The 22066-nt window shown below is 54.6% G+C and carries 18 protein-coding genes, 1 tRNA gene and 2 rRNA genes; 13 read left to right on the top strand and 8 right to left on the bottom strand.

What is annotated here, in order from left to right; all coding sequences use genetic code 11:
* Positions 1 to 612: 612 nt before the first annotated feature.
* The 5 genes from E3E26_RS01055 (at position 613) to E3E26_RS01035 (ending at position 6552) form a co-directional block, all read left to right on the top strand.
* Positions 613 to 2099, top strand: a 16S ribosomal RNA gene (locus E3E26_RS01055).
* Between the two features lie 52 nt (positions 2100 to 2151).
* Positions 2152 to 2228 (top strand) — tRNA-Ala (locus E3E26_RS01050).
* A gap of 120 nt (positions 2229 to 2348) precedes the next feature.
* Positions 2349 to 5378: ribosomal RNA gene (locus E3E26_RS01045) — 23S ribosomal RNA — on the top strand.
* The 16S and 23S rRNA genes sit together here with 1 tRNA gene alongside, the layout of an rRNA operon.
* 134 nt (positions 5379 to 5512) lie before the next feature.
* On the top strand, positions 5513 to 5983 hold the full coding sequence (locus E3E26_RS01040; RefSeq protein WP_167900077.1) for a magnesium-dependent phosphatase-1: 471 nt from the start codon (positions 5513 to 5515) through the stop codon (positions 5981 to 5983).
* Between the two features lie 2 nt (positions 5984 to 5985).
* Positions 5986 to 6552, top strand: coding sequence for a DUF366 family protein (locus E3E26_RS01035; protein ID WP_167899533.1), 567 nt, complete (start codon positions 5986 to 5988; stop codon positions 6550 to 6552).
* Here E3E26_RS01035 and E3E26_RS01030 read toward each other — a convergent pair.
* Together E3E26_RS01030 and E3E26_RS01025 are read right to left on the bottom strand one after the other, a co-directional pair.
* The gene (locus E3E26_RS01030; RefSeq protein WP_167899532.1) at positions 6549 to 7157 is read right to left on the bottom strand and encodes a hypothetical protein; all 609 of its coding nucleotides are present in this window, start codon (positions 7155 to 7157) and stop codon (positions 6549 to 6551) included. The genes E3E26_RS01035 and E3E26_RS01030 overlap by 4 nt on opposite strands.
* Positions 7158 to 7227: 70 nt before the next feature.
* The gene (locus E3E26_RS01025; protein WP_167899531.1) at positions 7228 to 8103 is read right to left on the bottom strand and encodes a PhoI; all 876 of its coding nucleotides are present in this window, start codon (positions 8101 to 8103) and stop codon (positions 7228 to 7230) included.
* A gap of 134 nt (positions 8104 to 8237) precedes the next feature.
* On the opposite strand from E3E26_RS01025, the gene lysS reads away from it, so the two are divergent.
* Together lysS and E3E26_RS01015 are read left to right on the top strand one after the other, a co-directional pair.
* The gene (gene lysS / locus E3E26_RS01020; protein ID WP_167900076.1) at positions 8238 to 9818 is read left to right on the top strand and encodes a lysine--tRNA ligase; all 1581 of its coding nucleotides are present in this window, start codon (positions 8238 to 8240) and stop codon (positions 9816 to 9818) included.
* Positions 9819 to 9944: 126 nt separating this feature from the next.
* Positions 9945 to 10526 carry an indolepyruvate oxidoreductase subunit beta gene (locus E3E26_RS01015; protein ID WP_167900075.1) on the top strand — a complete coding sequence of 194 codons (582 nt, stop codon included), beginning with the start codon at positions 9945 to 9947 and terminating at the stop codon, positions 10524 to 10526.
* 3 nt (positions 10527 to 10529) lie between these two features.
* Here the strand turns inward: E3E26_RS01015 and E3E26_RS01010 are convergent, their stop codons facing one another.
* Positions 10530 to 11696 carry an MFS transporter gene (locus E3E26_RS01010; protein WP_167899530.1) on the bottom strand — a complete coding sequence of 389 codons (1167 nt, stop codon included), beginning with the start codon at positions 11694 to 11696 and terminating at the stop codon, positions 10530 to 10532.
* An 89-nt stretch (positions 11697 to 11785) separates the two neighbouring features.
* Between E3E26_RS01010 and E3E26_RS01005 the strand changes: the two genes are divergently transcribed.
* The 4 genes from E3E26_RS01005 (at position 11786) to E3E26_RS00990 (ending at position 15822) form a co-directional block, all read left to right on the top strand.
* On the top strand, positions 11786 to 12700 hold the full coding sequence (locus E3E26_RS01005; protein WP_167900074.1) for a phosphate uptake regulator PhoU: 915 nt from the start codon (positions 11786 to 11788) through the stop codon (positions 12698 to 12700).
* A 66-nt stretch (positions 12701 to 12766) separates the two neighbouring features.
* Positions 12767 to 13687 carry an isoaspartyl peptidase/L-asparaginase family protein gene (locus E3E26_RS01000; RefSeq protein WP_167900073.1) on the top strand — a complete coding sequence of 307 codons (921 nt, stop codon included), beginning with the start codon at positions 12767 to 12769 and terminating at the stop codon, positions 13685 to 13687.
* Positions 13688 to 14872: an MFS transporter gene (locus tag E3E26_RS00995; protein ID WP_167899529.1), complete on the top strand. Its 1185-nt coding sequence runs from the start codon at positions 13688 to 13690 to the stop codon at positions 14870 to 14872.
* Between the two features lie 2 nt (positions 14873 to 14874).
* Positions 14875 to 15822: a radical SAM protein gene (locus E3E26_RS00990; protein WP_167900071.1), complete on the top strand. Its 948-nt coding sequence runs from the start codon at positions 14875 to 14877 to the stop codon at positions 15820 to 15822.
* On the opposite strand, the gene E3E26_RS00985 is transcribed toward E3E26_RS00990, so the two are convergent.
* The 3 genes from E3E26_RS00985 to E3E26_RS00975 are packed head-to-tail and all read right to left on the bottom strand — an operon-like array spanning position 15812 to position 17819.
* Positions 15812 to 16303 (bottom strand): hypothetical protein, encoded by a 492-nt coding sequence (locus E3E26_RS00985; protein ID WP_167900072.1) that lies wholly within the window; start codon positions 16301 to 16303, stop codon positions 15812 to 15814. The genes E3E26_RS00990 and E3E26_RS00985 overlap by 11 nt on opposite strands.
* A complete protein-coding gene (locus tag E3E26_RS00980; protein ID WP_167899528.1) occupies positions 16293 to 17225 on the bottom strand; it encodes a serine/threonine-protein kinase RIO2 in 933 nt (310 codons plus the stop codon). The genes E3E26_RS00985 and E3E26_RS00980 overlap by 11 nt, the downstream gene beginning before the upstream one ends.
* A 42-nt stretch (positions 17226 to 17267) precedes the next feature.
* A complete protein-coding gene (locus tag E3E26_RS00975; RefSeq protein WP_167899527.1) occupies positions 17268 to 17819 on the bottom strand; it encodes a hypothetical protein in 552 nt (183 codons plus the stop codon).
* Between the two features lie 84 nt (positions 17820 to 17903).
* Between E3E26_RS00975 and E3E26_RS00970 the strand changes: the two genes are divergently transcribed.
* A complete protein-coding gene (locus E3E26_RS00970) occupies positions 17904 to 19031 on the top strand; it encodes an MFS transporter (RefSeq protein WP_167899526.1) in 1128 nt (375 codons plus the stop codon).
* Here the strand turns inward: E3E26_RS00970 and E3E26_RS00965 are convergent.
* Positions 19018 to 20214, bottom strand: coding sequence for a proteasome-activating nucleotidase (locus E3E26_RS00965; protein ID WP_167899525.1), 1197 nt, complete (start codon positions 20212 to 20214; stop codon positions 19018 to 19020). The genes E3E26_RS00970 and E3E26_RS00965 overlap by 14 nt on opposite strands.
* A gap of 218 nt (positions 20215 to 20432) precedes the next feature.
* Between E3E26_RS00965 and cas6 the strand changes: the two genes are divergently transcribed.
* Positions 20433 to 21182 carry a CRISPR-associated endoribonuclease Cas6 gene (gene cas6 / locus E3E26_RS00960; RefSeq protein WP_167899524.1) on the top strand — a complete coding sequence of 250 codons (750 nt, stop codon included), beginning with the start codon at positions 20433 to 20435 and terminating at the stop codon, positions 21180 to 21182.
* Here cas6 and E3E26_RS00955 read toward each other — a convergent pair.
* Positions 21139 to 22047: a glycosyltransferase 4 family protein gene (locus tag E3E26_RS00955; RefSeq protein ID WP_167899523.1), complete on the bottom strand. Its 909-nt coding sequence runs from the start codon at positions 22045 to 22047 to the stop codon at positions 21139 to 21141. The genes cas6 and E3E26_RS00955 overlap by 44 nt on opposite strands.
* Between the last annotated feature and the right edge of the window lie 19 nt (positions 22048 to 22066).

Raw genomic sequence — 22066 nt, 5'->3', positions numbered from 1 at the left:
AAACGTTCACAAGATTTTTAGTGGAGAGCGTGACTTTTAGTTGGGTGTGATTAATGTCTTCGGCTGATCTAGGCGTGTATTGTTTCTCTTTCTCTATCTAATTATCGCGGTATCTCTTGGCGTTGGGTTAACGTGGAAGTACTACGAGAGGCATATCCTTCAGATCCTGCTCGTGTACTGTACTTGGTTCATACTTGGGATTCTGATGTTTACTCCCTTCGCGTTCTGCTAATCCCTGCAAAATTTTTGCCTTTTTTATGTCTAAAAATGCGTATTTCTAACGTGCTTTTTGACAGCTTCTTTTTCAAAGAGATGGCCTGGGAGAGGTTTTGCAAAAATTTTTCACTGCTGGGGTTCGCCCCTATTGGGTGGAGCGCCCGAACAGGGCGCGACAAACCCGGGCGCCAAGACGGCGGCGTCGGGGGGACAGGGTGCAAAGCACCCACTCATGAACCCCGCCCTCCAGCCCGGGTCACAAAAAGGTGCGCTCCCGAGGAAACGCCGAAAGGCGGACCCCTCGGGGGTAAGGCAGGCCCGGCACCCCGACTAAACCCCGGACGGAATTTGGTACTTCCCGCCATGGGAAGTCCCACCGGCCGTACTCCTTGCTCAATTCCGGTTGATCCTGCCGGAGGCCACTGCTATGGGGGTCCGACTAAGCCATGCGAGTCATGGGGCGCCTTGCGCGCACCGGCGGACGGCTCAGTAACACGTCGGTAACCTACCCTCGGGAGGGGGATAACCCCGGGAAACTGGGGCTAATCCCCCATAGGCCTGAGGTACTGGAAGGTCCTCAGGCCGAAAGGGGCTTCGGCCCGCCCGAGGATGGGCCGGCGGCCGATTAGGTAGTTGGTGGGGTAACGGCCCACCAAGCCGAAGATCGGTACGGGCCATGAGAGTGGGAGCCCGGAGATGGACACTGAGACACGGGTCCAGGCCCTACGGGGCGCAGCAGGCGCGAAACCTCCGCAATGCGGGAAACCGCGACGGGGGGACCCCCAGTGCCGTGGCATCGCCACGGCTTTTCCGGAGTGTAAAAAGCTCCGGGAATAAGGGCTGGGCAAGGCCGGTGGCAGCCGCCGCGGTAATACCGGCGGCCCGAGTGGTGGCCGCTATTATTGGGCCTAAAGCGTCCGTAGCCGGGCCCGTAAGTCCCTGGCGAAATCCCACGGCTCAACCGTGGGGCTTGCTGGGGATACTGCGGGCCTTGGGACCGGGAGAGGCCGGGGGTACCCCTGGGGTAGGGGTGAAATCCTATAATCCCAGGGGGACCGCCAGTGGCGAAGGCGCCCGGCTGGAACGGGTCCGACGGTGAGGGACGAAGGCCAGGGGAGCGAACCGGATTAGATACCCGGGTAGTCCTGGCTGTAAAGGATGCGGGCTAGGTGTCGGGCGAGCTTCGAGCTCGCCCGGTGCCGAAGGGAAGCCGTTAAGCCCGCCGCCTGGGGAGTACGGCCGCAAGGCTGAAACTTAAAGGAATTGGCGGGGGAGCACTACAAGGGGTGGAGCGTGCGGTTTAATTGGATTCAACGCCGGGAACCTCACCGGGGGCGACGGCAGGATGAAGGCCAGGCTGAAGGTCTTGCCGGACACGCCGAGAGGAGGTGCATGGCCGCCGTCAGCTCGTACCGTGAGGCGTCCACTTAAGTGTGGTAACGAGCGAGACCCGCGCCCCCAGTTGCCAGTCCTCCCCGTTGGGGAGGAGGCACTCTGGGGGGACCGCCGGCGATAAGCCGGAGGAAGGAGCGGGCGACGGTAGGTCAGTATGCCCCGAAACCCCCGGGCTACACGCGCGCTACAATGGGCGGGACAATGGGATCCGACCCCGAAAGGGGAAGGGAATCCCCTAAACCCGCCCCCAGTTCGGATCGCGGGCTGCAACTCGCCCGCGTGAAGCTGGAATCCCTAGTACCCGCGTGTCATCATCGCGCGGCGAATACGTCCCTGCTCCTTGCACACACCGCCCGTCACTCCACCCGAGCGGGGTCCGGGTGAGGCCTGATCTCCCTTCGGGGAGGTCGGGTCGAGCCTGGGCTCCGTGAGGGGGGAGAAGTCGTAACAAGGTAGCCGTAGGGGAACCTACGGCTCGATCACCTCCTATCGCCGGAAATCCGTCCGGGGGGTTTAAGGAGTGCCGGGCCTGCCATCCGTGGGCCGGTAGCTCAGCCTGGGAGAGCGTCGGCTTTGCAAGCCGAAGGCCCCGGGTTCGAATCCCGGCCGGTCCACCACGAAGAGGTGCACATCCCGAGCACGGCTCGGGGTGGAAGGGTCCTAGGCCCCGAACAGGGGTCACGATGAGGACCGTGCATAGGTGGATTGACCCAAAAAATGCCCAGCCCCCTGAGTAGGGGGCAGAAAACCTAAGCCGCCTGGTGGATGGCTCGGCTCGGGGCGCCGACGAAGGGCGTGGCAAGCTGCGATAAGCCCCGGCGAGGCGCAGGCAGCCGTCGAACCGGGGATTCCCGAATGGGACCTCCCGCGGCATTTGCCGCACTCCCAGTCGGGAGGGGGAACGCGGGGAATTGAAACATCTTAGTACCCGCAGGAAAAGAAAGCAAAAGCGATGCCGTGAGTAGGGGCGACCGAAAGCGGCACAGGGCAAACTGAACCCTTCGGGGAAACCCGGAGGGGATGTGGTGTTGTAGGGCCCTGCGCCGGAGCCTCGAGGGTGAAGCCGAAGTCCGCTGGAACGCGGCGCCGTAGAGGGTGAAAGCCCCGTAGGCGTAAGCCCTCAGGCTCCTGCAGGGTTCCTGAGTACCGTCGGTCGGATATCCGGCGGGAAGCTGGGAGGCATCGGCTCCCAACCCTAAATACGTCCCGAGACCGATAGCGAACTAGTACCGTGAGGGAAAGCTGAAAAGCACCCCTGGCAGGGGGTGAAAAGAGCCTGAAACCAGGCGGCGATAGGTGGGTGCGGCCCGAAAGGGTTGAGCCTCCCCGAAGGAAACACGGGCGACCGTGGAGTACGAGGGGAGGGGACCGGGGTTGCACCGTCCGTCTTGGATCACGGGGCAGGGAGTTCACGGCCGTGGCGAGGTTAAGGGGGTTAAGCCCCGAAGCCACAGGGAAACCGACAGGTCCGCAGGCGCTTCGCCGAGGGACGGGGTGTGAAAGCGCCCGGAGTCACGGCCGTGAGACCCGAAGCCGGTCGATCTAGCCCGGGGTAGGGTGAAGTCCCTCAACAGAGGGATGGAGGCCCGCTAGGGATGCTGACGTGCAATTCGCTCCCGTGACCTCGGGCTAGGGGTGAAAGGCCAATCGAGGCCGGCGATAGCTGGTTCCCGCCGAATTATCCCTCAGGATAGCCCGGCCGGAGGTAGGTGGTGGGGTAGAGCACTGATTGGGGGTTTAGGGGGAGAAATCCCCCGGCTCCCTGTCAAACTCCGAACCCACCACCGCCGTAGATGGCCGGAGTAGGGGGGCGGTGTAAGCCGTCACCCGAGAGGGGAACAACCCAGACCGGGGTTAAGGCCCCTAAATGCCGGCTAAGTGTTACTCCAAAGGGTGTCCCTGGCCTTAGACAGCGGGGAGGTAGGCTTAGAAGCAGCCATCCTTTAAAGAGTGCGTAACAGCTCACCCGTCGAGGTCAGGGGCCCCGAAAATGGACGGGGCTTAAGCCGGCTGCCGAGACCCCGGCGCACGGACCGATTGGTCCGTGATCGGGTAGGCGGGCGTGCCGATGGGGCGGAAGCTGGGCCGTAAGGTCCAGTGGACCCGTCGGTATTGCGGATCCTGCCGGGAGTAGCAGCATAGCCGGGTGAGAATCCCGGCCGCCGTAGGGGCCAGGGTTCCACGGCAATGTTCGTCAGCCGTGGGTTAGTCGGTCCTAAGCCAGCCCGTAACTCGGCGCTGGCGAAAGGGAAACGGGTTTATATTCCCGTACCGCGGTGGTAGGTGCGGCAACGCAAGCCCGAGGGGTGACGCCTCGGGGTAGGCGGACCGGTCCACAAGGCCGGCTAAGCGTATAAGCCCGGGGAGTGCCGTAATGGCGAGAACCGGGTGAAAGCGCGAATGGCCTCCCGTAAGGGGGGTTCCGCCGATCCCTGGGGCCCGTGAAAAGCCCCTCGGGAACGATCCACCGCGACCGTACCGAGAACCGACACCGGTGCCCCTGGGTGAGAAGCCTAAGGCGTGTCGGGGGAAACCCAGCCGAGGGAACTCGGCAAATTGGCCCCGTAACTTCGGGAGAAGGGGTGCCTGCGGGTGCGTAACCCGCAGGTCGCAGTGACTAGGGGGGCCCGACTGTTTAGTAAAAACACAGGTCCCAGCTAGCCCGAAAGGGTTTGTACTGGGGCCGACGCCTGCCCAGTGCCGGTATGTGAAGCCCGGGTACAACCGGGTGAAGCACCGGTAAACGGCGGGGGTAACTATAACCCTCTTAAGGTAGCGAAATTCCTTGTCGGTTAAATGCCGACCTGCATGAATGGCGTAACGAGGTCCCCACTGTCCCCGGCTGGGGCCCGGCGAAACCACTGCCAGGCGCATATGCCTGGGACCTCCGGTGGGAAGCGAAGACCCCATGGAGCTTTACTGCAGCCTGCCGTTGCTGTACGGCGGGGGGTGCGCAGCGTAGGCGGGAGGCGTCGAAGCCCGTCCTCCGGGGCGGGTGGAGCCGTCCATGAGACACCGCCCACCCTCTGCCGTACAGCTAACCCCCGATGGGGGGACAGCGGTAGGTGGGCAGTTTGGCTGGGGCGGCACACCCTCGAAAAGGTATCGAGGGTGCCCTAAGGTCGGCTCAGGCGGGTCAGGAATCCGCCGTAGAGTGCAAGGGCAAAAGCCGGCCTGACTGGACCCGTAACAGAGGCGGGTCCAGCCGCGAAAGCGTGGCCTAGCGAACCCCTGTGCCTCCCCGGTGGGGGCCAGGGATGACAGAAAAGCTACCCTGGGGATAACAGAGTCGTCTCGGGCGAGAGCCCATATCGACCCCGAGGCTTGCTACCTCGCTGTCGGCTCTTCCCATCCTGGCCCTGCAGCAGGGGCCAAGGGTGGGGGTGTTCACCCATTAAAGGGGAACGTGAGCTGGGTTTAGACCGTCGTGAGACAGGTCGGATGCTATCTACCGGAGGTGTTGGCCGCCTGAGGGGAAGGCTCCCCCAGTACGAGAGGAACAGGGAGCCGCGGCCTCTGGTCTACCGGTTGTCCTACAGGGCACAGCCGGGCAGCTACGCCGCGTCCGATAAGGCCTGAAAGCATCTAAGGCCGAAGCGGTCCCCGAAAATAGGCGGCCACTCCCAGGCGCAGGGGGTCGGGCGACCGGTCCTTTGCCTGGGACGAGGGCTCGGGAAGAAGACCCGTTTGATGGGGCGGGGGTGTAAGCGGGAAGGGAAACCGACCCGTTCAGCCTGCCGCTCCCAACAGCCCGAGGTTTCTGCCTCTGAAAGGGGGGCTGGGCATTTGATAGGTCAATCCACCTATGCACGGTCCTCAAAACCCTTAACTTCTCGCGCTTCTGTGCACTTCAATCGCAATTGTTAAAACTTGCCTGTGGATTCTAACTTCGGTGATGTCAGTGAAGCTGCTCGTTCTCGACTTGGATGGCACGCTCTGGGATCACGAAGACGCTTCACTCCTCATGCTACCCTACGAATTCTACGATGATTACCTCGTTGATGCCTACGGTGAAGAACTTCATCTGTTTCCAGGAGTTCGCGAGTTCATTGAGTGGGCGAGCGAGCGCTTTATACTCAGCATAGCCAGCTGGAATCTTGAAGAGAAGGTTAGGCCAATTCTCGAGGGTTTTGGATTGTGGAACTACTTCCTCTTCCCTAAAATCGAGGGGCATCCAGACAAAGCGAACATGATACTTACCACCCTCTGGCAGCTGAAGTCGATCGGCTATGAAATAGAGGAAGTCATCTACGTTGATGACAGGACGCTCCACCTAGATAAAGTCCTCTCGAAGGTCCCGAACGTTGATTTCATCCACATGTGGGTAGACATTAAAAGCTTTGATGAGCTTAGGAAACTTCTGGAGGTGTGATTATGGAGTTACTCATAGTTAAGGATAGGCGCATAGACTATGATGGTTCAGCCATCGGAAGCCACTGGGCTTACAGGAACTTTGGAATACTTGGCAATTCACTCGTCGTCTTCCGCGGTAAGTGTGATGTGAAAGTGGAAGAGATGATTGACATCGAGGATCTGAGGCAGAACAAGGAGATAAAGAGCGACGATATGGTGCACTACATCATCGAGGTCTTCGACTTTCCCAATGTCTTGCTTGCCTCGGCCCTTCAGAAGCTTTTCATAGCCAAACTCTGTGAAGTTCTTGGTGATTACGGCATCAAAACCGTCAGGAAGGGCGACGACATCTACGTTAACGGAAGGAAACTCAGCATATCAATAGCGACCGTTTCACCTGTCAGCATCAAGGTCCACATAGGCATTAACGTCGAGGCAAAGGGAATTCCCGAGGGCGTTGAGGCCATTGGCCTTAAAGAACTCGGCATCGAGGACATCGACGGCTTCATGGAGAAAACCGGAAAGGCCCTCGTCGAGGAGTTCAAAAAGGTGAAGAAGGACAGTCTGAAGGTCAGGTGGGCGAGCTAAAACGCCAAAAAGAGGGCGCTTCCCACGAGTGGAACGGCCAAGTTGTCATCCACGTAGGGCTGGTACTCTGCAAGCATCAGAATCCCTGCCCATGCTATTTTCATTATTGTTGCTCCATCAAGCAGTGCGAAGGCTATTATCATGGCAGTTACTACGTAGCCGAGGCTTCCGGTCCAGTGCTTCTTGAGCTTGACATTGAAACCATGCCGTTTGAAATAGTGATGCCTGATGATTCCTGTAACTCCGTCGCTTACTGCCATAGCCAAAAGCAGAGCCGTTGCGTACTCTCTAGGCAGGAAAAACGCAACAGCTGAAGCGGAGAATGCAAAGAAGACCTCTCCGTAGTTGTGCTTGATCTGATACCACGAAAACTCGCTGTTCTTCAGGTGCGGCCAAAGCTGAAAGGCGCCGAAGATAAAGGCTGCAGCACTGAAGACCCCCTTCGGGATCAAGCCCTGGTAGTACATCAGAACAGCTGGAACGATGCTGAAGTGGATGATCTTCCTGTTGATCCATGCGTAGTCTTCTCCGAGATGCCGTGTTAGCCATATCGCGGCGAGTATAAACGTCGCGGCGACTACTGTGTAGATGAGCCACGAAGCCATTTGATTCCACCTGAAGTTAAAAATGAAAGAATGTTAATATGCTTTTCGCTCAATGTCTTAGTGTCTTTAGCTAGCTGCCGAAAGCCGAGCGGACTCTTCTGAGACCCCAGTATAGGTCGCTCGCGTGCACCACAAAGTACCACTCATCAGTTTTAACGAGCTCTCCCCTTGATTTTCCCACCAGTTCGCCGTAAAGTCCCTGAATCCGGACTCTGGGTGCAGTCGTGGAGAGCTTCATCGTTATCTCTACCGGCTTCCCATCCTCCCAGACTATTCCAACCTTTAGTCCGGCTTTTGTTTCCTTCCTTTTCCTGAGGCCGAGCTTCAGATAGCGCAGTCTCTCCCCCGGGATGTCGTTCTCCTCGGCTTTTTCTTTGAGGTATTCTTCGACTAAAGTTAGCCCATGGAGGCCGAGCGCGTAGCCGAAGACGGGTATGCCTAAATCCTTCCTGCTCCTGCCCTTGTACGCGTAGACCTCTATTCGCCTCCCCGAACCCTTTGATGCCAAGTAGAATCCCTTCGGCTCCTCACCCCTGAACTCCTCCAGAAAATCCATGAGCGCCTCATAGGCTGAGAATGGAAGAGAAAAGCTTGCCCATGTTCCCCATACTCTAGGAGGTATTGAGACAAAGTTCATGTCCTCCAGATGGTATTCTATGGCTTTTGGCTTCAGTATTAGGAATCCCCTGTCTGTTGCCTCAACATCGACCAGTGCCCTTCCTCCGGGCACAAATGCGAATTTACCATCCTCTTCGAAGTCACTGGCTTTGAGCAGCCTGTCCTTTCTAAGCTTTCTTCCCTCTCTTGAGCTGACAACAACGGGGACTGGTGTTTTTCTCCCCGTTTCCTTGTCGTAGGGTACCTTAAAGCCCGCCTTAAGGAGCTCCTCCTGTATCTCCAGCGACGCCGGAAAGAATACCTGCATCCTCTCGAGCTCTAACTCCATGTGAAGACCTCCTTATTTTTACGCTCTTGAGTTGTTTACTATCAATGTTTATAAATTTTTCCGTCTTTTAGTTGTTATTGGTCGGCGAGCTTAAACTTAAAAGCCCCTCCACCAAGCTACCTCGGGTGAAGAAAATGGTGCACTGGGCTGACTACATGGCTGAGAAGATCATCCAGGAAAGGGGAGACAAGGAGGAGTACGTGGTAGAGAGCGGCATAACCCCGAGTGGTTACGTTCACATAGGCAACTTCAGAGAGTTTTTCACTGCATATATTGTCGGCCATGCCCTCAGGGACAGGGGAAAGAAGGTTCGCCACATTCACATGTGGGACGACTACGACCGCTTTAGGAAGGTTCCCAAGAACGTTCCGAGCGAGTGGAAGGAATACCTCACCATGCCTGTCCGTGAGGTTCCAGATCCCTGGGGCTGCCACGATAGCTATGCCGAGCACTTTATGAGCCTCTTCGAGAAAGAAGTTGCCAAGCTTGGTATCGAGGTTGACTTCCTCTACGCGAGCGAGCTCTACAAGTCGGGGGAGTATGCAGAGGACATCAGGCTTGCCCTCGAGAAGCGCAACGAGATAAAGGCAATCCTCGACAAGTACCGCGAGAGGGCCAAGCAGCCGCCTCTCGAAGAGAGCTGGCAGCCTGTCATGGTTTACTGTCCCAAGTGCAGAAAGGAGGCTGAGTTCGTTTCCTGGGACGGCGAGTGGAAGGTGGCCTATAAGTGTCCCCACTGCGGAAGCGAGGGAGAAACAGACATCCGCGAAGGGAACGTCAAGCTCCGCTGGCGCGTTGACTGGCCGATGCGCTGGGCACACTTCAGTGTGGACTTCGAGCCCGCTGGCAAGGACCACCTCGCCGCCGGCAGTTCCTACGATACTGGCAGCGAGATAGTGGAGAAGGTCTTCGGAAAGCCCGCCCCGCTAACGCTCATGTACGAGTTCGTCGGCATAAAGGGAGAGAAGGGCAAGATGAGCGGAAGCAAGGGTAACGTGATCCTCCTCAGCGACCTCTACGAGGTTCTTGAGCCCGGTATAATTCGCTTCATCTACGCCAAGCACAGGCCCAACAAGGAGCTTAAGATAGACCTCGGCCTCGGTCTGCTCAACCTCTATGACGAGTTCGACAAGGTCGAGAGGATATACTTTGGTCTTGAGCACGCAAAGAACCCCGAGGAGGAAGAGGAGCTCAAGAGAACCTACGAGCTCTCGATGCCGAAGGTTCCGGAGAGACTCATCGCTCAGGCGCCTTTCAGGTTCCTGGTTACGCTCGTTCAGATGCCTCACCTCGACGAGGACGGCATAACTGAAGTCCTCAAGGAGCAGGGACACATACCCGGGGAGCTGAGCGAGGAGGACGTCGAGAGGATAAGGCTCCGCATTGAATTGGCCAGGAACTGGATCGAGAAGTACGCGCCGGACAACGTTAAGTTCAGCATCCTCGAAGAGCCGCCGAAGGTTGAGCTTACGCCCGAGATGAAGGAGGCCCTTGAAGAGGTGGCCAACTGGCTCGAGGCCAACGAAAGCTTCACCGTTGATGAGCTCAACAACATTATCTTCGACGCCGCCAAGAAGCGCAGCATTCCGAGCAAAGAGTGGTTCAGGGTGCTTTACAACCTCTTCATTGGCAAGGACAGGGGTCCAAGGCTGGCACCGTTCCTCGCTTCAATGAACAGGGAGTTCGTCATCAGGCGCCTCCGCCTGGAGGCCTGATTCTTTATTCTTTTGGCATGCATGATGACTTTCTGGCTCAACTTTTTCGACGGGGATGTTTGCTTGTCGAATTTCTTTGGCAACACCTTTTTATTCCTGATTCTCCAATGCTTTTCGGTGGTGCTCATGGAGTTCAACCTCATAATCACTGGAGTTGGCGGCCAGGGTGGTTTGACCCTCTCGCGCATAGTAGGAAACGCCGCCATGGTCGAGGGATACAACGTTAGAATCGGTGAAACCCTCGGAATGAGCCAGAGGTATGGAAGCGTTCTCAGCTACCTCCGCTTCGGCGAAGAAGTCTACTCCCCGCTCATCGAGGAGGGGAAAGCGAACCTTATGCTCGCCCTCGAGCCTGCAGAAGCCCTCAGAAATGCCCGCTTTCTCGGGAGGAACAGTTATGCGATAATCAACGCTTATCCCATCCATACAGCAACGACCCTCGTTGGCAAGGAGAAGTACCCTGAGCTCGACGAAATTAAAGATGCCGTCGGTAGAATCTGCCCCGTTGACATGCTCAACTTCCAGGAGGAAGCCGACAAAATAAACCCAAGAACGCTGGGCGTCCTCATGCTCGGCTACGCCTACGGCAAAGGGCTGATTCTCCTCAAGAAGGAGAGCCTCTACGAGGGCATAAAGGCCACCCTCCGCGAAAAGCTCTGGGAGGTAAACTTCAAAGCCCTGGAGAGGGGCATTGAGCTTGCCCGCTGATTTTCACTTATTGTGTTTTATGAAAAAGGCGTAGAAAATCACCGTCGCTACTATGTAGAGGAATGCCGTTGTGTAAAATGGATAGCTCAAGGACATGCCGAAGAGGAGGCCGCCTATATAGTTTCCAGCGCCACGCATGAAGGTTGAGAAGGCCCTTCTTATTCCGGCTGCGGTCGCCTTCTCCTCAGTACTGAAGAAGCCCATCATGAAGGAGTCGTTTATGGGCCAGACTATGTTCATGAGTATGGAGCGGAGTATGTAGAGCGCCGCCGCCAGTAAAAACGTCTCTATCGATGGGAATATCAGGAAGAGAAAGGCTGCAAAGCTTTGGAAGGACGTTATGACCTTAACGGGCCCTATCCTTTCGACAAGCCTCGGCAGCCCGAAGGAGCCGAGACCCATCGCGAGCTGCTGAAAGAAGAAGATGCCGCTTATCGCGGCGAGCGTTTGTCCGAACTGGAGCTTGAAGTAGAGGCTCATGTAGGGTATTGTTATCCCCGCGCCGAGGCCTATTAGTGCGCTCGGCAGGGAGAACTTGAGTATCTTGATTATCAGCTCGCTGTTCCAGTCTATCTTCGGGTTCTTAACTGGGACGTCGCTGATTATGAGGAGCGCAGGGATAACCAGGACGAACTGAAGGAGCGCGAGCGAAACGACAAGCCTGTAGGCTAGGCTCTCCGTCAGTCCAAGGCTTATGAAAAACTCGGGGGCAAAGCCCGCTATGAGGACTCCAAGGGCGTTGAACAGTGTTCCCAGCCCAAAGCTTATCGAGAAGGCATGGTGCCTCTGCTCTTCCTTCACCTCCTCACTGAGGAGTGCCGAGAAGTTGGGCTGTCTGAGCCCCATATTTGCGCCCACCAGGAAGAAGCCGAGGGCAAGGACGTAATCGTTAATTGCGAGCACCTGCAGGAGTCTTCCAGTCAGTCCTAAGAGAGCGCTTAGTATGAGGGTTTTCTTGTATCCCATCCTTAACGAAATCTGGCCCGCTATGAGGAAGAAGAGGCCCCCAACGAGAGTCTGAATTGAAAAGAACGTTCCCATTTGGGCCATGTCGTAGCCGAGGGCGGTCAGGTAAAACGGCATTATGAATATCGAGAACTGGAGGAAGAGCTGTCCAGCGGCATTCGCGAGTATGAGCACCTTGGCGTCCCTGGTGTACTCTCCAAGCATGTTTGCAATCTAAATCTTAGCGTTTATAAGATTGTCGAAGTGAAGCCTTTTATACATGCTCAGTTAGCTATATACCGGCGGTGATATCTATGGAGTTCAGGAAGATTCAATTTACCGGCAGGAGCTCCTACATAATTTCTCTACCCAAGAAATGGGTTACGGAGCACAACCTGAAGCAGGGCGACGTCGTTCCTCTCGCTATAAATCCCGACGGAAGCATAACGATTTTTCCGAAGGAGCTCAGAGAGGTAAGCGAGAAGAAAATCCTGAGTCTCTCTAAAGAGTATTCCCCTGACATGGCCGTCCGACTGGTCATCTCGGCTTACATTCAGGGTTACGATGTCCTTGAGATTCACTTTGCGGAGGAAATGCCCATTTACAAGGTAAAGATAAGGAAGGTTCTTCAGAGCCTCCCTGGGGTTGAGATAATCCTTGACGAGCCCCAGAGGATGGTCGCAAAGAGCCTGCTCGATGAGGAGGAGGTGAACCTCGCGGAGCTGCTCACCAGGATTCGTTCCCTCATAATTTCGATGCTCGGTGACCTGGAGCTGCTTATCTCCTCCCCGGGTGAAGAAGAAATCCTGCGCGATATAAACGACCTTGAGAACGAACTTGACAGATTTTACTTCCTCATAATACGCGCGGTGAACAGGCTCCTCACAAAGCGCGGCGTCACCGAGGAGAGCGGCATAATAAAGCGCACTTTCGATTTGCTGGGTATACTCTTCATAGTCCGCAATATCGAACGCATAGGGGACCACATAATGCGCATAGCGGAGAACCCCGGTGATATCAACATCCCGTATCTGAAGGAGAAATTCGAGGGAATGATGGCACAGATAGAGGAGCGTGATCTGGGCAAGATAGACAGGCTGATGCTCGAGCTCAAGGAGGAAATACGCTCCATTGACTACCGCAGCTCAATAGCCCTCGAGAGCTACCGCAGGATTCTGGAGTACCTGGAGAACATAGGTGAAACCATAATCAACATGGCGCTGAGCTGAAGTTCCAATCTTTTCGTTTCCACAACTCTTTTAACCCTTCGAGGTTCATTGCCTACGGTGGTTCTCATGGTCGCGATAATAGTTCACGGTGGTGCCGGCACCATAAGGAAGGAGGAGCGTATTCCAAAGGTTATTGAAGGCGTTAGGGGGGCTGTTCTCGCTGGTTGGCGCGAGCTGAAGAGGGGTTCGGCTTTGGATGCCGTTGAGGAGGCCCTCAAAGCCCTTGAGGATAACCCTATCTTCAACGCCGGAACTGGTTCCGTCCTGACCCTCGACGGCAAGGTCGAGATGGACGCGGCAATAATGCGCGGCAAAACCCTTGAAGCCGGTGCAGTTGCTGGGATATGGGGCGTTAAGAACCCAATAAGCGTTGCGAGGAAGGTAATGGAGAAGACCGACCACGTTCTCCTCAGCGGAGAGGGTGCCGTTAAGTTCGCCCGGTTGATGGGCTTCGAGGAGTATGACCCGAGGACTGAGGAGAGACTCAAGCAGTGGGGAGAGCTCAGGAAGAAGCTCCTTGAGACTGGGGAAGTGAAGCACTGGAAGAAGCTGAGTGAGCTGATTAAGGAGTATCCCGAAGTCCTGAGGAGCACGGTTGGTGCGGTTGCCTTCGACGGCGAGGAGGTTGTGGCCGGCACCTCAACCGGCGGCGTTTTCCTCAAGATGTTCGGCCGTGTTGGTGACACACCGATAATCGGAGGCGGAACCTACGCCAACGAAGTTGCCGGCGCTTCCTGTACTGGCCTCGGTGAGGTCGCTATAAAGCTGGCTCTGGCCAAGAGCGCGACCGACTTCGTCCGCTTGGGAATGGATGCTCAAGCTGCCAGCGAGGCCGCGATAAGCCTTGCCACGAGGTACTTTGGCCCCGATACCATGGGCATCATAATGGTTGATTCCCGCGGAAACATTGGCTTCGCCAAGAACACCAAACACATGAGCTACGCTTTCATGAAAGAAGGAATGGAAGAACCTCACGCAGGTGTCTGAATGGGAAAGTGGGATATCTGGTTCCTCCACGCTTCAACGTTTTTCTTCTTCCTTGGAATGGCAGTAGTCAATCCTTTAATCTCCCCCCTAGCTATGACCCTCGGTGCCGATCCGTTCGTCGTCGGAATGATTGCGGCGATAGCCTCGATCGTGGCGTTGGTCTTCAAGCCCTTGGGGGGAGTCCTCGGCGACAGGGGCCTGCGTTTTCAGATGATGGCTCTTGGCTCTTTCTTTGGTGCCCTTGCGGGTGGTCTCTACGTTGTCTCGATCCTAACTGACAATCTGACGGCCTTTGCCGTTGGCAGGGCAGTTCATGGCTTCGGAATGGCTCTGTTCTTTCCATCCTCTCTCTCCTCCGCTATAGACCTCGCCCCAGAGGGGAGGATCGGAGAGACCCTTGGATGGCGTGGGATGATGTTCTCCTTTGGCAACCTTATGGGGCCAGCCATAGGCGGCTTCGTGGCAGATTTGCTCGGCTTTCAGGCGGCTTTCCTGCTCACAGTGCTGCTTTCGATAGCGGCTATAGGCTTCGTTCTCTTAGCGTACTCTAGGGTCAAAGGTAGGGTTGAACTCCGGCACCATGAGAGGCACGAAAAGCCGCAGTACAGGGCTCTGCTTAAGTCATTCTTCGTGGCTGCTTCGCTCGCCCTATTTTTCATGGCAGTTGCCTACGGTGGGATGAGCACTTTCCTTCCGGCCCTCTATAAGTCTCTCGGCCTTGGAACGAGCGTCTTCGGCCTCTACGCTAGCGTGATGGGCGGGACCAGTCTTTTGACGAGGGTACTCGGTGGAAAGGAGGCTGACAGGAGGGGCCCCCTGCCGGTGGCAACGGTCGGCCTGAGCGGTGTTCTGATAGCCTATATTCTACTGGCCATCTACACCGAGCCACCTTGGGCTTACGCCAGCGCCGCCATACTTGGAGCCGGCTTCGGTTTGGCAGTTCCATCCCTACAGATGATGGCGTTGGCGAATCTGCCAAAAAGGATAAGAACCTTTGGTTCCAGTGTCTATACGATGTTCTTCGACCTTGGCTACCTGACTGGGCCAATAATCCTTGGATACGTCGCCCAGCTCAAGGGCTACGCCGCTGTGTTTCCGCTCCTGCCCATCATAATGGCGCTGTCCCTTCTCATTGCCCAGCTGCCAAGGTTTTTAAAAGACGGTAAAAACTCCACAGGGGGATGAAAGTGCTGATAAGGGTCTCCTACGGAACGGCTATAGCGATGGGTCTGATCAAGGCCAAGATGCTCGCCAGACCGACCACCGCTTACCTCATGACACATTACGATGGCCGCTGCAGGAACAACTGCGCTTTCTGCCCTCAGGCAAGGGGGAGCAGAGCGGATTTAAGCAGACTTTCCCGTGTGACGTGGCCTGCCTTCGAGGTTGAGAGGGTCGTGCAGAAGCTTCCCGATGGAAACTTTGCCAGAATTTGCCTTCAGACGGTCGATTATCCAGGGCTAGTGGACGATGTTCTCGAACTCCTCGAGCTTCTCCGGCCTTTAGGTTTGCCTGTTTCCGTCTCTATAACACCAGTGAATAGGGAAACTCTGGAAGAGTTTAAAGCCCTCGGCGTTGACTACATCGGTGTTGGCCTTGACGTGGCAAGTGAGAGGCTCTATCCAGAAATTAAGGACTCACTCTACTCATGGGATGATATGTGGCGCTTCACGGGAGATGTGATAGATGTCTTCGGTGATGGAAGGGCCCTTGTTCACATCATCATAGGCCTTGGAGAGACCGACAGAGAGGTGCTTGAAACCATAGAAAGGGCTTACTCCATGGGCGCTGAAGTTTCTCTCTTCGCATTCACGCCGATCAAAGGCACACGCCTCGAAAACGCCAGGCCACCAAGCCTCAAGAGATACAGGAGGATTCAAGTAGCTCACTACCTCATCAAAGAAGGCGTAGCCAAGACTGAAGATTTTGAGTTCGACGAAAACGACTTCCTTGCAGGTTTTGGCCTTTCGAAGGAGGAGCTGGTAAATATCATCCCGTCTGAAGTCTTTACCACCCACGGCTGTCCCGGCTGCAACAGGCCCTACTACAACGAGAGGCCTAAGAAGGAGCCCTACAACTTCCCAGTAAGGCCAGAAAAAGAGTACGTAAAAAGAGTCCTCGACTCTATCCTTTAAGTGCATCTATTATTTCATTGAATTCCTTCAGCGAAAAGTCTGACCTGACATTTTCTCCCTTCGCAAGCCTGACCAGAGCTTGAGTGAAACGGTGCAACTCTTCGTCATCCTTTATGAGGCTAAGTGTAACCTCCATACTCTCGGCCAGTTCACGGAGCCTGCCTTCTTTCTTCATAATAAACAAGAGATCCCCTAATCTCCTGATGCCAAGCCTGTAAAGATCTTTACTTGGAGCTCGGTATATGCCTCTGAGGGCGCACTTAACGGCCCCCCGGTAGTTATCCTCCTGAACAAAGACGTCTGCCATTCTGAAGCAGGCCTCAAAGTAGAACTCCGGCTCTTCCTCACGGGCGAGCTCCATTATCTTATCGAGCTTTCTCTTTGCGGTCTCCAGGTCTTTGGCGTTCTCCGCCTCTATCGCTTCGCGGAAAAGCTTAACTATTTTCTCCCGCCGGTTCAGCGGCTCATATTTAATCACCATCTCCCTCACCTCTGCTCTCGAGCCAGGCTTCATAAAACTCCTTCCAGACATCCTCCAAATTCCTTTCCACACGCCATCTCCTCCTGAAAGCGTTAAGGAGCACTGTTAAGTCTCTCTTGAGTAGCTCGTAGCTCTCCGGGTAAGCTGTGGTGACGTACTGCGCCCAGTCTATTATGAGTATGTCATCATCCGTTAAAACTATATTGAACTCGCTCATGTCCGAGTGCACTATGCCGAAGCGCACTATCTTGAGGTACTCCTCCAGAACGCGGTCGAGTACCTGGGCCGCTTCCTCCTTGGTCAGATCAGTATCGCGGAGCTCCGCCAGTTCGGTCCCTTCAACGAACTCCATCACTACCGCGTGTCTGTTCCAGGCTATTGGCCTAGGAACTCTGGCTATAGGGCTGAGTAGCGCTAAAGCCTCGTACTCCTTCTTGGCTATCAGCCTCGAAACGTAGAGCCAGCTCGTATGGTGCTTGTCTCGGAAAACTATCCCGTGATAGCTAGCTTTCCTGGAGCTCGTTCTCCCGCCTATGCGGTTGAACTTAACGGCGACCTTCTCACCGCTCGGGGTTATGCCAACGTAAACGTCAGCATCCTTTCCAACGCCTATCTGCGTCGTGCTTATGGCATCTATAATGCCTTTCTTGGAGAGTGCTCTTATCGCTAGGGTGTCGTAGCCGTGTATCGTCAGCTGGTAGCCGATGTAGCCTATGTCACTCCTTCTTCTCACCAGTCCCCAGTTGTCGAGCTTTCCGAGGCGGAACGAGGCTGTTTCAATGTCAACCCTCGCGAAGCGCGCTATGTCCTCCAGAGGGACCCACTTGTGGTGACGCATATTGAGCTCTACCCCTCTGAGTATGCGGAAGTCCAGGTCTCGCAGGTTTGGGTAGGCCTCCAATGCAAGTAACTTGCTTACCATATTCTCTCCCTGAACTCGCTTTGGGTTGGAGATTTATAAACGTTAGTTGGTCCGGGAGCAGAAGTCGTAGACGAAATGTACCTTTCCTGAATATCTCTGTAGCCCATTTCTTAGATGAATTTCTACGCTAACTTCAACTGGATGGGTGAAGTCACAAATTGGTGCGATTGAATATTCAAGTGTAATTGTTCCTTTTCCTAGAATGCCTAGGTCGCTGAGTTCCACCACGTTGATTGTGAGATAGTCTTCGAACTGCTTTTCTATCCTAATATTTTTCCACGGACCACCCTCTGGGAAGAGGAAATACACCGTTCCATCTCCGGGACTTTTGATGGTTACTTTAATGTAAGTTACCACGGTATCTCCCGAATGGGAGATCGAGATCAGGATATGCCCGTTCATCTCTGCTAGAGTGCTGACGTGGGCTAGATCCGCCTCCTTGTAATAGAGCAATCTGGTTGTCCAGTTGCCAAACTCTACAGGCCCACTTAGATCTCCTTTGACGGTCAGTTCCCTTGGAGCTGTCAGATACAGCATCCCAATCATGACTACTGCAATGATCCCAATAGCTAGGAATAACTCTTTCTTTGTCATAGCTGCCCATAAATTACTATCTATAATTGTTCTTAAGCCTTTGGACAGACAATTTTTTTAAGCGCTTAACTTTTTATCGAAAACATGCGCCGCAGGCTTTTACTCCTTATATCCCTTGGCTGGATTTTCAACTATGCTCACAGGATGGCGATTCCACCCCTGATTCCGATGATAAAGGCCGAACTCGGAATAAACAATGCTGAGGCTGGCCTTCTGATGACCTCCCTACTTCTTCCTTACGCTCTCATCCAGGTTCCTGCAGGCTATTTCGGCGATAGAATCGGGCGGAAAAGACTCCTCGTGCTCAGCATAATAGGTTACTCACTTTCATCCGCTCTGATAATCTTTGCACGGGAGTACTGGGAGCTTCTTGCAGTTAGGGCCCTCTACGGCCTATTTTCTGGCCTCTACTATGCCCCGGCAACTGCTCTGATAAGCGAGGTCTACCGCGAGAGAAAGGGATCTGCCCTGGGTGTTTTCATGGTAGGTCCGCCGGTTGGAAGCGGAATAGCACCCCTTATAGTCATGCCCATAGCTCTCAACCTTGAGTGGCGCTATGCTTTCCTGGTTCTCTCTGTTATGAGCCTCCTCGTTGGCCTTGCGCTGGCCTTTGCCGTGAGGGGAGAAGTTTCAAAGCCAAGCAGGGTGAGCTTTTCAATCCCCAAGAACGTTTTTCTCCTGAGTGCTGCCAACTTCATAGTTCTGGCTGCCTTTTTCGGCCTTCTCACATTCCTCGTTTCGTTCCTCGTAAACTCCGGCGTCTCCATTGAGATGGCTTCCCTGCTTTTCTCGCTCCTCTCCGTCATCGGCATAGCGGGTTCTCTCTTTGGGGGAGGGCTCTACGATAGAATCGGGAGGCGGAGCATCGCGGTTGTATTTGGGCTCAACGCCTTGCTGACCTTTGTTTTGACAGTTACGGCATCGCCCTGGGTCATCATACCTCTTGGTCTCACCTTCTACTCCGTGGGAGCTATAGTCACCGCCTATACTTCGGAGAAGGCCAGTGGTGAAAACCTCGGCTCAGTCATGGGCTTCGTTAATATGGTCGGATTCTTCGGGGCAACGGTAGGTCCTTACTTCCTTGGCCTTCTGATAGATGGCTTTGGCTACAAGATGGCTTTCTTCTCAATCCCTATGATGTATCTCCTCGCCTGGGCGATAATCAAAGTTGAAGAAAAGCTGGAAGAAAAGGAAAGCCTCAGCCGTACATGACCTCATGCATGGCTATCTGCTGGGCGAGCCTCTGCTCCGAGCCAAAAACTTTCTCAATGGCTTTGAGGAAGTCCTCTTGAGTAACGTACTCGCGCCTGTTTCTTATAGCGAACATTCCCGCTTCAGTGACTATGGCCTTTAGGTCTGCACCGCTCGCTCCCTCGGTCATCTCTGCTATTATTCTCAGGTCAACGCCCTTGAGGTTCATCCTCTTAGTGTGGACCTTGAGTATCTCGAGCCTGCCCTTGAAGTCGGGAAGTGGAACTTCTATGAGCCTGTCGAACCTTCCGGGTCTGAGGAGTGCTGGATCGAGGATGTCCGGCCTGTTGGTGGCGGCGATGATCTTGACATTGCCACTTGGGTCGAAGCCGTCCATCTCCGCGAGAAGCTGCATGAGGGTTCTGTTGACCTCCCTCTCCCCACCGGTTGTCTCGTCCATTCTCTTCGCCCCGATGGCGTCAATCTCATCGATGAATATGATGGCCGGTGCCTTCTCCTTTGCCAGCTCGAAGAGTTCGTGGACTAAACGAGCGCCCTCGCCGATGAACTTCCTCACGAGCTCGCTTCCAACGACGCGGATGAATGTTGCGTTAACCTCGTGTGCCAGGGCCTTTGCCATGAGGGTCTTTCCACAACCGGGCGGACCATAGAGAAGAACGCCCTTGGGAGGCTCTATGCCGACCTTCTCGAAGAGCTCCGGGTGTTTGAGAGGGAGTTCCACAGCCTCCCTCAGCTCCTGGAGCTGTTTGTCCAGACCGCCTATGTCCTTGTAGCTCACCGTTGGCCTCTCGATGACCTCGAAGCCAAGGACACTTGGATCCTTCTCGCTCGGAAGGAGCTCGACGATGGCCATCGTCCTCTGGTCGAGGGCAACCCTCGCGCCGGGCTTCAGGTTCTCCCTTTCGATCCAGGGGGCTATCCTGACGACGAAGCGCGGGCCGTTGTAGTTCTGGACTATTGCCCTGTCCTCGTCGAGAAGCTCTATCAGCGTTCCAGCGAAAGCCGGTGGTTGCCTGAGTCTTGACATCTCCATCCTTAAGCGTGAGAGCTCTCTCTCGAGCCTCTCCTTATCTGCCTCGAGGGTTCTCACCTGGAGCTCAAGCTGCCTAATCCTCCTCTTAAGGTACATGATGTAATCATCGTACTCGTCGGAGGGCTTTATCCCAACATCTTCAACGCTCATGATCTTTCACCTCTCACGGGTCAACTTGTGTAGAAGGGCCTTTTTAACTCTATCCTTCCTTATAAGTTATGATTTGGATTTCCTTATATATCTTTGGTGACAGATGTGCGGATTCTTCTTAACTTGACTTTGAAGTAATGGGCAGATGGTTTCTTTGCGAAATTTTTATTAACTATGGGTGCCAATTATAAAAAGGTGCTGTAGCAAGGGGTGATGTAATGAGGGTTGAGATAAAGTTTAGACCCACAAAGGAGGGCACAATTCTTCCCTTCAACTACAACTACGATGTCTATGCCCAACTCATAGAGAAGATGGCGATTGTTTCTCCCGAGATTGCCCGTGAGGCTGAAGTAAGCCACGTTGATTACTTCACATTCTCCCGCATAATGGTGAGGAAGCGCGAGCTCATCCCTGACCGGGGCATAAGAGTTCTCTCCGATGATGTTTCCCTCTATGTCTCTTCCTCCTCCAGCGAGCTCATAAAGGCCGTTGTTGAGGGCTTTATCGATAGTCCCATCCTTCAGATAGGGGAGGCTGCCTTCATAGCCGAGGATATAAAGATTTTAAAGGAGCCCAAGATAAAGGATAGTGCCCTCTTCTCGACCCTTAGTCCTATCATGGTAAGAACAGTCAAGCTCAGCAGCAACAGGATGAAGATATGGGATCTCTACCCGAACGAGGAGGCATTCTTCGATAAGCTCCGCAAGGTCATGCTGATGCGCTATTCTGCGATCATGGGTTCCATGCCTGAAGATAGGGATTTCAACATAGACGTTATCAAGTTTAAGCCCGTCCGGATACTCGTGAAGGACACATACTATCGTGGCTCTCTGATGATATTCCGCTACCGCGGCTCCCTCGAGATAGCTCGCTTTGGCTATGAGAACGGCTTTGGAGAAAAAACCAGGTATGGCTTTGGCATGGTCAAAGTAATTGATGAAGAACTAAGACGAGAAGACCAAGAGTAGCCTCTATCAGCCAGACTATCGCGACAAGCTTTGGCTCGTTCACTCTTGTTTTTCTCATTATCGCCCCCAAAAAGCTCGGATAAGGTGGTGCTTGGAGTGTCCCGTCCGGAAGGACTTTAGTTTTTCCGTGTCTTCTCACCCCAAAGCGAACGCTCGTTGCCTTTATGATGAAGTCTAAAAAGTGTGGGATTAGGAGTATTGCGGTATAAACCTCGGCTTTTCCAATAATTCCTATTAATCCTATAAGTGCCCCCATGCTGAGCGTTCCAGTGTCGCCGGGAAAGACTTTCGCTGGATACTTGTTCCACCACAGGAAGCCTAGAGCCACACCGAGACCGGTAAGCGCAAGCAGTTGAGCACTTCCGTCTGTTATCAGTGCCAGGAAGAGAAGTGCTATGGCGGAGGTGCCAATCTCGAGTCCATTGAATCCAGCAAGCATATTCACCAAGTTAGCTGAACCCGTTACAAAGAGCACGGCAAAGATGGGATATAGTATCCCGAGGTTCAGGTCAAAGCCGAAGATGTCGATATGGGATGAAACCCCTATGACAGCAACTGGGATTGACACGAAAAGTGAGAGGATAACCTTGTGAAGCTGCCTCAGGTTGGTTAGATCATCAACAACGCCGAGGATTCCAAAGAGGAGAAACACCATTGTCACCCGGGCAATCTCATCAGTCAGAAACGGCGAGAGTGCGACTGGCAGGGCCAGGATAAGGGCGATTCCACCCATCTCCGGTACTTCCGGCTGGTCAAGCTTGTGAATGTCCCTCCCGACAATGCCGGCTCTTCTCATCCTTTCTGCGATGTATGGCGTCATGATGAGTGTCAGGGTTAAACCTATAAGCGGAGCAACGGCTATCATATTAGACACCCACCGGTGT

The sequence above is a fragment of the Thermococcus sp. LS1 genome, from assembly GCF_012027395.1.
Taxonomy (GTDB): domain Archaea; phylum Methanobacteriota_B; class Thermococci; order Thermococcales; family Thermococcaceae; genus Thermococcus.
Note: the sequence above shows the minus strand (reverse complement) of the source record. Positions and strands in the feature narration are given on the sequence as shown.